The sequence below is a fragment of the Noviherbaspirillum sp. ST9 genome, from assembly GCF_048799745.1.
Classification (GTDB): Bacteria; Pseudomonadota; Gammaproteobacteria; order Burkholderiales; family Burkholderiaceae_D; genus Noviherbaspirillum.
The window spans coordinates 254,443-267,699 of the sequence record NZ_JBLWFR010000007.1; the positions used below are offsets into that span (position 1 = coordinate 254,443).

14 protein-coding genes and 1 tRNA gene are annotated in these 13,257 nt (G+C 62.1%); 12 read left to right on the forward strand and 3 right to left on the reverse strand.

Annotated elements, in window-relative coordinates:
- From lptE to trmB, 12 genes are all read left to right on the forward strand, one after another.
- Positions 1–495: an LPS assembly lipoprotein LptE gene (lptE, locus tag ACNOHI_RS17845; protein ID WP_420476028.1), complete on the forward strand. Its 495-nt coding sequence runs from the start codon at positions 1–3 to the stop codon at positions 493–495.
- Between the two features lie 9 nt (positions 496–504).
- Entirely contained in the window at positions 505–1,521 is a 1,017-nt protein-coding gene (gene holA / locus ACNOHI_RS17850; protein WP_420476029.1) for a DNA polymerase III subunit delta, read from the forward strand.
- Positions 1,522–1,558: 37 nt separating this feature from the next.
- Positions 1,559–2,824, forward strand: a complete 1,266-nt coding sequence (locus ACNOHI_RS17855) for a glutamate-5-semialdehyde dehydrogenase (protein ID WP_420476030.1) — start codon at positions 1,559–1,561, stop codon at positions 2,822–2,824.
- Between the two features lie 20 nt (positions 2,825–2,844).
- Positions 2,845–3,267 (forward strand): CopD family protein, encoded by a 423-nt coding sequence (locus ACNOHI_RS17860; RefSeq protein ID WP_420476031.1) that lies wholly within the window; start codon positions 2,845–2,847, stop codon positions 3,265–3,267.
- Between the two features lie 19 nt (positions 3,268–3,286).
- On the forward strand, positions 3,287–3,889 hold the full coding sequence (locus ACNOHI_RS17865) for a 2-hydroxychromene-2-carboxylate isomerase (RefSeq protein WP_420476032.1): 603 nt from the start codon (positions 3,287–3,289) through the stop codon (positions 3,887–3,889).
- A gap of 49 nt (positions 3,890–3,938) precedes the next feature.
- Positions 3,939–5,144, forward strand: coding sequence for a THUMP domain-containing class I SAM-dependent RNA methyltransferase (locus tag ACNOHI_RS17870; protein ID WP_420476033.1), 1,206 nt, complete (start codon positions 3,939–3,941; stop codon positions 5,142–5,144).
- Positions 5,145–5,209: 65 nt separating this feature from the next.
- Entirely contained in the window at positions 5,210–5,479 is a 270-nt protein-coding gene (locus ACNOHI_RS17875; protein WP_420476034.1) for a TfoX/Sxy family protein, read from the forward strand.
- On the forward strand, positions 5,479–6,168 hold the full coding sequence (locus tag ACNOHI_RS17880; protein WP_420476035.1) for a helix-turn-helix transcriptional regulator: 690 nt from the start codon (positions 5,479–5,481) through the stop codon (positions 6,166–6,168). The genes ACNOHI_RS17875 and ACNOHI_RS17880 overlap by 1 nt, the downstream gene beginning before the upstream one ends.
- A gap of 73 nt (positions 6,169–6,241) precedes the next feature.
- Entirely contained in the window at positions 6,242–7,717 is a 1,476-nt protein-coding gene (locus ACNOHI_RS17885; RefSeq protein ID WP_420476036.1) for an NAD-dependent succinate-semialdehyde dehydrogenase, read from the forward strand.
- A gap of 124 nt (positions 7,718–7,841) precedes the next feature.
- Positions 7,842–9,020, forward strand: coding sequence for a GGDEF domain-containing protein (locus tag ACNOHI_RS17890; protein WP_420476037.1), 1,179 nt, complete (start codon positions 7,842–7,844; stop codon positions 9,018–9,020).
- A 67-nt stretch (positions 9,021–9,087) separates the two neighbouring features.
- Positions 9,088–9,161, forward strand: a tRNA-Gly gene (locus tag ACNOHI_RS17895).
- 100 nt (positions 9,162–9,261) lie between these two features.
- The gene (trmB, locus tag ACNOHI_RS17900; protein WP_420476180.1) at positions 9,262–9,942 is read left to right on the forward strand and encodes a tRNA (guanosine(46)-N7)-methyltransferase TrmB; all 681 of its coding nucleotides are present in this window, start codon (positions 9,262–9,264) and stop codon (positions 9,940–9,942) included.
- Positions 9,943–9,945: 3 nt separating this feature from the next.
- Here the strand turns inward: trmB and recQ are convergent, their stop codons facing one another.
- From recQ to ACNOHI_RS17915, 3 genes are all read right to left on the reverse strand, one after another.
- A complete protein-coding gene (recQ, locus tag ACNOHI_RS17905; RefSeq protein ID WP_420476038.1) occupies positions 9,946–11,769 on the reverse strand; it encodes a DNA helicase RecQ in 1,824 nt (607 codons plus the stop codon).
- A 9-nt stretch (positions 11,770–11,778) separates the two neighbouring features.
- Positions 11,779–12,609 carry an undecaprenyl-diphosphate phosphatase gene (locus ACNOHI_RS17910; RefSeq protein ID WP_420476039.1) on the reverse strand — a complete coding sequence of 277 codons (831 nt, stop codon included), beginning with the start codon at positions 12,607–12,609 and terminating at the stop codon, positions 11,779–11,781.
- Between the two features lie 86 nt (positions 12,610–12,695).
- Positions 12,696–13,247: a DUF1439 domain-containing protein gene (locus tag ACNOHI_RS17915; RefSeq protein ID WP_420476040.1), complete on the reverse strand. Its 552-nt coding sequence runs from the start codon at positions 13,245–13,247 to the stop codon at positions 12,696–12,698.
- Positions 13,248–13,257: the final 10 nt, after the last annotated feature.

Genomic DNA, 13,257 nt, shown 5'->3' on the forward strand with positions numbered 1-13,257 from the left:
ATGAATCGCCGCGCCGTCCTGGCCCTGTCCACAGCCCTCATGCTGAGCGCATGCGGTTTCCAGCTGCGCGGCTCCAATGGCCAGGCCCGGCTGCCGTTCAAGACGATTTACATCGGCACGGCGGAAACCTCGCCACTGGGCATCGAACTGCGGCGCTATATCCGCGCCAGCGGAGACACGACAGTGGTCACCGACCAAAAGCAGGCAGAAGCGACCATTGAAGTGCTGAACGAAGTACGCGAAAAGGCGACCCTGACCCTCAACACCCAGGGCCGCGTGCGCGAGTACTCGCTGTACTACCGCGTGAAGTTCCGCGTGAAGGACGGCAAGGAAAAGGAATTGCTGGCCCCGACCGAGCTGATCCTCAAGCGCGACATCAGCTTCAACGAGTCGCAGGTCATCGCCAAGGAAAAGGAAGAAGAGATGCTGTACCGCGACATGCAGTCCGACGTGGTGCAGCAGATCCTTCGTCGCCTCACCGCCCTTAAGGCGTAAGGAATTGCCATGCAGCTGCGGCTCGACGCCCTCGATGCCCATCTCGCGAAGTCGCTCGCGCCCTTGTATGTTATTGCCAGCGACGAGCACCTGCTCGCGCTGGAAGCCGCCGACAAGATCCGCAGGACAGCGCGCGCGCAAGGCTTGACCGAACGCGAGGTACTGGTGGTCGAGCGCAGCTTCAAATGGGGCGAACTGCTCGCCGCCAATCAATCGCAGTCGCTGTTCGGCGACCGCAAGCTGATCGAATTGCGCATCCCGACCGGCAAGCCCGGCAAGGATGGCGGACAGGCGCTGCAAGAATATGCGGGTTCGCTGAATCCGGACAACGTCACGCTGATCACCCTGCCCAAGCTCGATTGGCAGACACAGAAAGCCGCGTGGGTGGCCGCGCTGCAGCAGGCTGCGGTGTACATCGACATCCCGCTTGTGGAGCGCGCGCACCTGCCCTCCTGGATCGGCACGCGCCTGGCGGCGCAGAAGCAGAGCGTCGACCGCCCGAGCATCGATTTCATCGCCGATCGCGTGGAAGGCAACCTGCTCGCGGCACATCAGGAAATCCAGAAGCTCGCCCTTCTCTATCCTGAAGGAAAGTTGAGTTTTGAACAGGTGCAGGATGCGGTGCTGAATGTGGCACGCTATGACGTGTTCAAGCTGAATGAAGCGATGTTGGCCGGAGACGCCGCTCGCCTCGTGCGGATGATCGAGGGGTTGAAGGGTGAAGGCGAGGCGCTGCCGCTGGTGTTGTGGGCGATGGCCGAGGAAATCCGCACGCTGCTCAAGATCAAGGCTGGAGCCGCGCATGGCAAAGCCATCGGCATGCTGCTGAAGGAATACCGCATCTGGGGGCCGCGCGAAAAGCTGATGGAACCGGCGCTGCGCCGGCTGAAGCTTTCCACGCTGGAACAGGCACTGCAGGAAGCCGCGCAAATCGATAAGATGGTCAAGGGATTGCGCGCCAAGGCGTTTGCAGGCGATGCATGGGATGCGCTGCTGCAGCTAGGCCTGAAAGTGGCGCGGGGCTGAGCCAGTCAGAATTTGAATATCGAAGCAGGGTCACGACATGGACATCAAGACTTACATGAACGACGTCGGCCAGCGCGCACGCAACGCATCGCGCGCCATGGCCAAGGCCGATACCAGCGCCAAGAACAAGGCGCTGTCGCTGATCGCCGCCGCCATTCGCCGCGATGCGGACGCTCTCCGCGCTGCGAACCGCAAGGACCTGGATGCTGCGCGCGCCAACGGGCTGGCCGAGGCGATGATCGACCGGCTGACGCTGTCCGACAAGGCAATCACCACCATGGCGGAAGGCCTGGAACAGATCGTGTCGCTGCCGGACCCGATCGGCGAAATCTCGAACATGAAGTACCGTCCGACCGGCATCCAGGTCGGCCAGATGCGCGTGCCGCTCGGCGTCATCGGCATCATTTATGAAGCCCGTCCGAACGTGACCGTCGATGCCGCCGGTCTCTGCATCAAGAGCGGCAACGCCACCATCCTGCGCGGCGGGTCGGAAGCAATCCACTGCAACCAGGCGCTGGCGAAATTGGTCAAGGAAGGCCTTGCCGGCGCCGGCCTGCCGTCCGACGCGGTGCAGATCGTCGAAACCACCGACCGCGCCGCCGTCGGCGAACTCATCACCATGCCGCAATACGTGGACGTAATCGTCCCGCGCGGCGGCAAGGGCCTGATCGAGCGCCTGATGAAGGAATCGAAGGTGCCGATGATCAAGCACCTCGATGGCATCTGCCACGTTTACATCGACGACAAGGCCGACATCGAGAAGGCGCTGAAGGTCGCCTTCAATGCGAAGTGCCATCGCTACGGCACCTGCAACACGATGGAAACGCTGCTGGTGGCGCGCGCCATCGCACCGCAGGTGTTGCCCAAACTGGCTGAACTGTACGGCACCAAGGACGTCGAACTGCGTGCCGATGACGAAGCACGGAAGATCCTGTCCGGCTACGCGAACCTGGCGGCCGCGACCGAGGAAGACTGGCGCACGGAATATCTCGCCGCGATTCTTGCCGTCAAGATCGTCGGCGATATGGACGAAGCGATCGGGCACATCAACACCTACTCGTCGCAGCACACCGATGCCATCATCACCGAGGACTACACGCGTGCGATGCGCTTCCTGCGCGAAGTGGATTCCGCTTCGGTCATGGTCAACGCATCGACACGTTTCGCCGACGGTTTCGAATACGGCCTCGGCGCCGAGATCGGCATTTCGAACGACAAGCTGCATGCGCGCGGCCCGGTCGGCCTCGAAGGACTGACTTCGCTGAAGTACGTGGTGTTCGGCCACGGCGAAGTGCGCGAATAACAACAACACACAGGAATTCCATGGGTTATCTCTGGGTCAAAGCACTCCACATTTTCTTCGTCGCCTCCTGGTTCGCAGGACTCTTCTATCTGCCGCGCATCTACGTCAACCTGGCGATGGAAACGGACAAGGCAGCCACCGCGCGCCTCCTGCTGATGGCACGCAAGCTGTACCGCTTCATGACCATCCTTGCCGTCCCGGCACTGGTGTTCGGTCTCTGGCTGTCGCTGGGTTACGGCGTCGGCAAAGGCAACGGCTGGCTGCACGCGAAGCTGGCGATCGTCGTCTTCCTGATTTTCTACCATCACGGCTGCGGCGTGCTGCTGCGCAAGTTCGAGAAGGGCGCCAATACGCACAGCCACAAGTGGTATCGCTGGTTCAATGAAGCGCCGACGCTCGGCCTGTTGGGCGCCGTCGTGCTGGTCGTCGTAAAACCATTCTGATTTCCCCCCGGAGGCAGCCATGACCAAGGTATGCGAATACTTCTTTACCCCGATCTCGCCCTGGACCTATTTCGGTCACGAACGCCTGGTCGCAATGGCGAAGAAGCATGGCGTGCAGGTCGAGGTGAAGCCTTGCGACATCGGCAAGGTGTTCAATGTCTCTGGTGGATTGCCGCTGGCGAAGCGTCCGCCGCAGCGCCAGGCTTACCGCTTGGTCGAGCTCAAGCGCTGGAGCGAGCATCTGCAGATGCCGCTTAACCTGCATCCGAAATTCTTCCCGGTTCCGCCCGACGCGGCGGCAAAGCTGATCATCGCCACCCGCCTGGCGCACGGCTCCGATGCCGCGCTCAACATCGCCGGCGCCATCATGCGCGGCATCTGGGCGGAAGAACGGAACATCAGCGACGCCGACACGCTCATTGCCATCGCGCTCGAATGCGGGCATGACGGCAAGGCGTTGCTGAAATCGTCGGAAACCGCGAGCGTGCAAGGCGAGTTCGACCGCTACACCGACGAGGCGATCGCCAAGAACGTTTTCGGATCGCCTTGGTACATCGTCGATGGCGAAGGGTTCTGGGGTCAGGACCGATTGGATTTCGTCGAGCGCGCGTTCGCCAAATAACATCGCGCCGGTTGAGACCGGCGAGCAATTAACGGATAAAGGGTTCCCCATGTCACATTCATTTTTCTGCCCCTGCCCGCGCGGTTTGGAAGCCGCTCTCGCGGATGAGCTCAACGAGATCGCACGCCAGAGCAAGACACTGAAAGTCCACAACCAGGTGCCGGGCGGCGTGCACTGCTCGGGCGCATTGGCTGACAGCTATCGCATCAACCTGCATTCCCGCATCGCGTCGCGCGTGATGATGCGCATCGCGCACGGCAAGTACGTGAACGAGAACGATATCTACGACCTGACGCTTGCTGCGCCCTGGGAGGAATGGTTCGATGTCGACCACACCATTCGCGTCGACCTCACCGCCATCAAGTCCCCGCTCAAGAGCCTGGAATTCACGACGCTGAAGATCAAGGACGCCGTGTGCGACCGCTTCCGCGACCTGTATTCGAAGCGCCCGTCGGTCAACACGCGCACGCCGGACATGCGCATCGTCGGCTTCCTCGACGCGCACACGTACACCGTGTATCTCGACACCTCGGGCGAGGCGCTCTTCAAGCGCGGATGGCGGCAGGAGACCGGCGACGCGCCGCTGCGCGAGAACCTTGCAGCCGGACTCCTGCGCGTATCAGGCTGGCAGCCGGGAACGGTACTGTTCGATCCGATGTGCGGTTCGGGCACGATCCTCATCGAAGCGGCACAAATCCTCGCCGGCATACCGCCGGGCGCGCGCCGCAGTTTTGCCTTTGAAAAATTCCTCGATTTCAATGCCGATGAATGGTTGGCGATCAAGGGCAGCTTCAAGCCGAATCCCCTGCCAGTCACGCCGACAGTGTTCGGCAGCGACATTTCGGGCGACATGATCGTCATGACACGCAACAACCTGCGCAACGCCGGTATCCAGTTCGAGGTGCCGCTCAAGCAGATCGAGGCGCAGGAAGTGAAGCCTCCCAGCGAGGAGCCGGGCATTGTGCTGACCAACCCGCCGTATGGCGAGCGCATCGGCGTGCGCGGTGACAAATCGCAGGCGCCGGACGAACTGGCCGCTGCGTTCTACAGCGCGTTCAGCACGACACTGAAGCAGCGCTTCGCTGGCTGGAAAGTCTTCCTGTTCACCGCCGACCTCGGGCTGCCGAAGATGCTGCGCCTGAAGGAATCGCGCAAGACGCCGTTCTTCAATGGTGCGCTGGAATGCCGGCTGTTCCGCTTCGACATGGTCGCGGGCTTCAACCGCCGCGAAGAAGCCAAGCCGAAACAGCCCTGAACTCCTGACACCATGCTGTCAGGAGGGGCAATGCATGATGGGCATTCCCATGCAAGAATGCCGTCATGCCTGACCAACGCCTCTCCGACCTGCGCAACCTCGGGCTGAAGTCCGAGGAAATGTTCGCCGCGATCCGCATCCGCACGCCGGCTGAACTCGCCGCGCGCGGAGCAATCGCCACCTTCATCGCATTGAAGCAGGCCGGGCTTCCTGCCAGCCTCAATATGTTGTGGGCGCTGGAGGGCGCGCTTAGCGATTGCGACTGGCGCGAGGTCGCGCGCGACGACAAGCCGCGCCTGCTCACCGAACTCGAGGCGCGCGGAGTGAAACCCTGATGCGCCGCGCTGACCGCCTCTTCCAGATCGCCCAGTACCTGCGCGGGCGTCGCCTGACGACCGCGCGGCAGCTTGCAGACTGGCTCGCTGTGTCCGAGCGGACGATCTATCGTGACATCCGCGACCTGTCGATTTCCGGCGTTCCGGTCGAAGGAGAAGCCGGTGTCGGCTACCGCATCAAGGCCGGGTTCGACCTGCAGCCGCTGATGTTTTCGCCGGACGAGATCGATGCGCTCGTGACCGGCATCCGCATGGTGCAAGCCTGGGGTGGCCCTCAGCTCGGCGCTTCCGGCGCGGCGGCGCTCGCCAAGATCACACTCGCGCTGCCAAAGGATAAGCGCGACTTTGTGGAGGCGACCCCGCTGTTCGCACCCACCTTCCACATTGATCCGCTGCACGGCCATCGCCTCGAATCGATACGGCAGGCGATCAATCGCCGCCGCAAGCTGCTCATGGACTATGTCGACGCCCAGGAACAGGCAACCCGCCGTACCACCTGGCCGCTTGCCCTGTACTTCTGGGGCGGCGTCTGGCTGGTCGCCGGCTGGTGCGAACTGCGCGGGGATTTCCGCACTTTCCGCCTCGACCGCATCCGCGAGATGGCCGCGGGGGACTGCTATCCGAGCGAGGAAGGCCGTCACCTGCCGGATTTCATCCGCGCCATGCAGCAACAGAACGGTCGTTCGTAAAAGCCCGGCAGACCCCTGTCGATTGCGCTATTCTTGACGTTTTCCCACTTCGCAAAAAGACGAGGAGAACGTCATGCCGCAGAACCAAGGGTTTCCCGCACTGAACGATGCCGCCCTGCTCCGCAACCAGGCCTACCTGAACGGTGCATGGGTCGATTCCGCTTCCACCTTCGCCGTGACCAACCCCGCCGATGGAGCGACGATTTGCAGCGTCCCCAACATGGGCGCCGACGATGCGCGCAAAGCCATCGACGCCGCGCAGGCCGCCTTCCCGGCGTGGGCCGGCAAGACTGCGAAGGAGCGTGCCAATATCCTGCGCAAATGGTACGACTTGCTGATCCTGCACGCGAACGACCTTGCCGCACTGATGACAGCCGAACAGGGCAAGCCGGTGCCGGAAGCCAAGGGCGAAGTGATGTACGGCGCCAGCTTCGTGGAATGGTTCGCGGAGGAAGCCAAGCGCGTCAGCGGCGATGTGCTGGCGTCGACGTGGACCGACAAGCGCATGGTCGTGCTCAAGCAGCCAATCGGCGTATGCGCTGCAATCACGCCCTGGAATTTCCCCATCGCGATGATCACCCGCAAGGTTGCGCCCGCCATCGCGGCAGGCTGCACCATCGTGATCAAGCCTGCAGAGCAGACGCCGCTTTCCGCGCTCGCCATGGCCGAGCTGGCACATCGTGCCGGCATGCCACCAGGCGTGATGAACATCGTCACTGCCGACGCGGAACGTTCGATCGAAGTCGGCAAGGTGCTCTGCGAAAGCCCGGTCGTGCGCCACCTTTCGTTCACCGGTTCGACGCCGGTTGGCCGCATCCTGATGCAGCAGTGCGCGCCCACCGTGAAGAAGATCGGACTGGAACTGGGCGGGCATGCCCCGTTCATCGTGTTCGAGGATGCGGACATCGACGCCGCCGTCGAAGGCGCGCTGGCGTCGAAGTACCGCAACGCCGGCCAGACCTGCGTCTGTACCAACCGCATCTACGTGCATGAATCCGTCCATGACGAGTTTGTGGAGAAGCTGGCTGCGGGCGCGGCGAAGATCAAGGTCGGGAACGGCTTCGAGGCCGGCGTCGCGCAAGGGCCGCTGATCGACGGCCAGGCGGTCGCGAAAGTGCAGGAGCATGTGTCCGACGCTGTCTCCAAGGGCGCAAAGCTGCTCACCGGCGGCAAGCTGCACGCCCTCGGCGGCCAGTTTTACGAACCGACCGTCCTGTCGAACGTCACCGCCGACATGCTGGTGATGCGCGAGGAAACCTTCGGGCCGGTGGCGGCCGTGACCAAGTTCAAGACCGAGGACGAAGCCGTCTTCGCGGCGAACAATACCGAGTTCGGCCTCGCCAGCTACTTCTATTCCCGCGACATCGGCCGCGTCTGGCGCGTGGCGGAGAAACTGGAATACGGCATGGTCGGCATCAACACCGGCATCATTTCCAACGAAGTCGGGCCTTTCGGCGGTGTGAAGCAGTCGGGACTCGGCCGTGAAGGATCAAAGTACGGCATCGACGAATACCTCGAAATCAAGTACCTGTGCATGGGCGGCATCTGACCGTCGCATCTTTCCTGCCGCCGCATGCCTGCGGCGGCAATTCCCTCTCCTCCCGTCGATTTAATTTCCCAATGGCAAGCCCGCGGCGATATTGCTATATTTTTGGTTCCAGGGGGAATTCACCGTGTCTGAACTCGATCCGCGTTCGCTGATTTTCGTCGCCGGCCTGCTCGGACTCCTCTGCCTGTGCATCCTGTTCATGATGCGCCGCAGTTTTCCGCCGACCATTGGCGGTCTCGTGTACTGGAGCCGCGGCCTGTTCGGGATGGTGTTCGCCAGCGCACTGTTCGGCCTGACCGGCGTCATTTCGGATTTCTTCTGCGTCGTCCTGGCCAGCACCATGCTGGTGGCGGGCATCATGTCCTTCTATGCGGGCTTCCGGCACTTTGCGGGTCTGGCAGTCCATACCCGACAAATGGCCGCCGTCCTGGCGTCCGTCACCGGCTACGTCGCCTGGTTCACCTACGTCGACTATAACTATCCCGCGCGTGCGATCCTGGTCACGCTGACCAATACCGTGCTGTTCTATTCCTGCGCGCTCCTGGTGGCACGCACCACCGGGAGCACCATGGCAGGTCGCTTTACCAGTCTTGTGTTCGCGGCAATCGGCACTGTATCGCTGATCCGGGCAGGCTTGCTCGCGTTCGATTTCGATACGCCGGGAGGCGTGCTCGGCACCACGTTGACGCATAAGGCCTATCTCGCCGCATTGGCCTTTTCCGTTCTCGCCATCACGCTCGGCGCCATGATGCTGGCCAACGAGCGGCTGCGCGCGGCGCTTGAATTCATTGCCTCGCACGACCAGCTGACCGACGCTTTCGCACGGACGGCCTTCATTGAATTGCTGGAGAAGGAATTGGCGCGCAGCCGGCGCAACGGCAGGCCGCTTGCGCTGCTGATGTTCGACCTCGACAACTTCAAGTCGATCAACGACAGTTTCGGCCACGTCACGGGAGACAAGGTCATCATCGACTTCGTGCAGCGGACGCGCGAGATGCTGCGCAATATCGACTCTATCGGACGTTATGGCGGCGAGGAGTTCGTCGCGCTGCTGCCAGAAACCAGCCTGAGCGAAGCGAGCGCCATCGCCGACCGCGTGTGCAAGGGTATTGCCGCCAGCACGTTGCCGGATCTGCCGCCATACACAGTCAGCATAGGCGTGGCCGCCGCAATCAACGGCAGCGGGGACGTCAGCGCCCTTCTCTCACGTGCCGACAAGGCGCTTTATTGTGCGAAGTCAAACGGCCGAAACCGCGTGGAAGTCGCGAGCGAAGAGGCCTGCCGGCTTGCCAAGCAGGCATGATTTGCCTTGGCAAAGAAGCCGCGTCGTTTGCAAACCCCTCCCAAACCCGCGTAAAATGCGGCTTTCCGCGGGTGTAGCTCAATGGTAGAGCAGAAGCTTCCCAAGCTTACGACGAGGGTTCGATTCCCTTCACCCGCTCCAGGTCAAACGGGCACCGGTCGGTGCCTTTTTTATTGGCTTGCAGCCATTTCATCCGGAACCCAGCATGTCCCACACCCACGACGACGGCAGCAACAAGCAGATGCTCTATGACCCGACGGAACGCCGCATCCGCAGTTTCGTGACGCGTGCGGGCCGGCTGTCGACGGCGCAGGCGAAGGCGATCGAGACACTGGGGCCGAAGTTCTGCATTCCGTACGAAAAGGCGCCGTACGATTTCAGCCAGGCGTTCGGGCGTACCGCACCGACCATCCTGGAAATCGGTTTTGGCATGGGCGATACCACCGCGAAGATCGCGGCCGGCATGCCGGAAAAGGATTTCATCGGCGTCGAAGTGCACACGCCGGGGGTGGGCAGCCTGCTCAAGCTGATCGGCGAACAGCAGTTGTCCAACCTGCGCATCCTCCAGCACGATGCCTTTGAAGTCGTGACCCACATGATCAAGCCGGACTCGCTTGCGGGCGTGCATGTCTTTTTCCCCGATCCGTGGCACAAGGCGCGCCATAACAAGCGCCGCCTGATCCAGCCTGCGTTCGTGCAATTGCTCGTGTCGCGCCTTGCGCCGGGCGGCTATATCCATTGCGCGACCGACTGGGAAGATTACGCGGAACAGATGCTGCAGGTGCTGGGCGACGAACCTGCACTGAAGAATACGGCAGAGGGTTATGCGCCGCGTCCCGAGTACCGCCCGGTGACGAAGTTCGAAAACCGCGGCCTGAAGCTGGGCCACGGCGTGTGGGACCTGGTGTTTACGAAGCGCTGACGTTTATGCGAATTCGGCGATGAGGGCGACGATCTCTTCGCCGTAGCTTTCCAGCTTCTTCTCGCCCACCCCCGACACATTCCGCAGTTCATCCAGCGAAGATGGTTTCGACTTCGCGATCTCGCGCATGGTCGCGTCATGGAAGATGACGTAGGCCGGCACATTGTGCTTGCGCGCAGTCTCGACTCGCCACCAGCGCAGCTTCTCGAAGATTTCCTGCTCGGCCTGCGACAGGTCGCTCTCCACATAGCCCTTCGGCTTGGCCGATTCCCGCTTCTTCTTCGCCGGTTTCTGGTACTGGCGCAGCTGCACTTCGCGCTCGCCCTTGAGGACGGGACGCGCCTCGGCGGTCAGTTTCAGCGAGCCATACGCATCGTGGTCGACCACGACGAGGCCGAGCGCGATCGCCTGGCGCAGGATCGCGCGCCATTCCGCCTCGCTGGTGTCGCTGCCGATACCGAAGGTGGACAGCTTGTCGTGCCGCCACTGCTTCACCTTCTCGGAATCGGCGCCGCGCAACACATCGATCACATGGCCCGCGCCGAAACGCTGGTCGACACGGTAAATCGACGACAACAGCTTTTGCATCTGCACCGAGCCGTTGTAAGACACCGGTGGGGTCAGGCAGATGTCGCAATTGCCGCAGGGCGCTGACTGCTGCCCGAAATAATCCAGCAACCGCACGCGGCGACAGTTCAGCGTTTCGCACAGGCCGAGCATGGCGTCGAGCTTCGCAGACTGCACGCGCTTGAAATTTTCGTCAGCTTCCGACTCGTCGATCATGCGGCGCTGCTGCACCACATCCTGCAAGCCGTAGGCCATCCACGCATTGGCCGGTGCACCGTCGCGTCCCGCGCGTCCGGTTTCCTGGTAATAGCCCTCAATGCTCTTGGGCAGGTCGAGATGGCAGACGAAACGCACGTCGGGCTTGTCGATGCCCATGCCGAACGCGATTGTCGCCACCATTACGATGCCGTCCTCGCGCAGGAAACGCGCCTGGTTGGCGGCGCGCTTCGCATGGTCCATGCCCGCGTGGTAGGCCAATGCGGTGATGCCGTGCTCGTTCAGGAAGTCGGCAGTTTCCTCGACCTTCTTGCGCGACAGGCAGTAGACGATGCCCGCGTCGCCAGGATGTTCTTCCTTGATGAAATCGAGCACTTGCTTGCGGCCGTTGGTCTTCTCGACAATCTGATAACGGATATTCGGACGGTCGAAGGAGGATACAAACTGTGCCGCATCGTCGAGCTGCAGGCGGTGCGCGATCTCGGCGCGCGTCTGCGGGTCGGCGGTGGCGGTGAGCGCGATGCGCGGCACTTGCGGGAAGCGCTCGTGCAGAACTGACAGCTTGATGTATTCCGGTCGGAAGTCGTGTCCCCATTGCGATACGCAGTGCGCTTCATCGATGGCGAACAGGGCAATCTTCGAGGATTCCAGCAGGTCGAGGCAGCGCGGCGTCATCAGGCGTTCCGGCGCGACGTAGACGAGGTCCAGTTCGCCCTTGCGCACCGCTTTTTCGGTGCGGATCGTCTCTTCGAAGGATTGCGTGGAATTGAGGAAAGCCGCGCGCACACCGACTTCAGCCAGCGCGTCGACCTGGTCCTGCATCAGTGCGATCAGGGGCGAGATCACCACGCCGACGCCTTCGCGAACCAGCGAGGGAATCTGGTAGCACAGGGATTTGCCGCCGCCAGTCGGCATCAGGACGAGCGCGTCGCCGCCCTGGGCGACATGGTTCACGATATCGGCCTGGTGCCCGCGGAATGAGGGATAGCCGAAAACCGTCTGCAGGACATGCAGGGCGGCATTGTTGTCAGATTGATCACGCATCCGCGTATTTTAATGCACCCACTCCACGAGGCCGGCATAGGCCGTTGCCAGGACCACAATGCCGAACACGATGCGATACCAGGCGAAGATCGCAAAGTCGTGCGTGCTGATATAACGCAGCAGCCAGCGTACACACAGGAAGGCGGAAACGAAGGATGCCGCGGCGCCGACGCTGAACCAGGGCAGGTCGGCCGCAGAAAGAAGTTCGCGCTGCTTGTACACCGAGTAGATCGTCGCGCCGAACAGCGTCGGGATCGCGAGGAAGAAGGAAAATTCCGTTGCCGCCTTGCGCGACAGGCCGAACAGCATGCCGCCGATGATCGTCGCACCGGAGCGGCTGGTACCCGGGATCAGGGCGAAGGCCTGCGCAAAGCCAACCTTCAGGGCGTCGAGCGCGGTCATGTCATCAACCGATTCCACGCGCGCCTTCGCCGCGTTCTTGTTGCGGCGTTCGACCCACAGGATCACGATGCCGCCGAGGATGAACGCCAATGCGACCGGCACAGGGGCAAACAGTTTGGCGGTGATCGCCTTGTTGAACAGGAAGCCTAGCGTGGCTGCAGGGATGAAAGCAATGATCACGTTGGTCGCGAACCGTTGCGCCTTCGCGTCGCTGAACAATCCGGACAACACATTCGCAATCCGTACACGATATTCCCAGCACACAGCGAGCATGGCGCCGGCCTGAATCGCGATTTCGAACACTTTCACTTTCTCGCCGGTGAAATCCAGCAGGCTGGCGGTGAGGATCAGGTGACCGGTGGACGAAATGGGCAGGAATTCGGTCAGGCCTTCGACGATTCCCATGATGAGCGCTTTGAGCGCGAGCGTGACATCCATGAATGCTTTTTCGGTACGGTTATTCAATCAACAAAAAACCCGCGGGGGCGCGGGTTTCGGGCGCTGCGGACAACGCGGCCTGCAGGCTAGCGAACAGGCTCAAAGGTTACCACGAGACCGTTGCTCCGCGTTGTGATTCGCGTCGGATTGAAGGTCGTGCCGCTCATGCGGAGATCCTCGGGGCGGAAGGTGTACAAAGGGATATCCTTCAGTATCTGTTCGGCCAGCAGGCTGCCGACGCGGGTGATCTGGTTGGCATACAGGGGATCGAGTCCGTTGACGTTGAATGTCTCGACGCGCGGCTCGGCCAGCACCAGCGCATTGCGCGCCGGGTCGAAGCGCAACTGGCCGGAGACGGCAAGGTTGCCATTCCATGACTGCTTCATGAAAGGCGGTGCGATCGACGCATCCATGCTGGTCAAGATGCGGTTGGCGTCGGGCTGCAAGGCCACGCGCGGATTGGTCACGCGGATGTCCAGCAGTTCGAGGAAGCGGTTGTTGAAGGGGAAACGGCCTGCGATGGCTTCCTGCAGTTTCGCCAGCGGGATTTCGACATCGCGCGGCCCGAGCAGCGTCGCGCACGAGGCCAGGAACAAGGCCGCCAGCACGGCGGCGAATGCAGCAAACCGTCGTTTCATTGCATCTCCC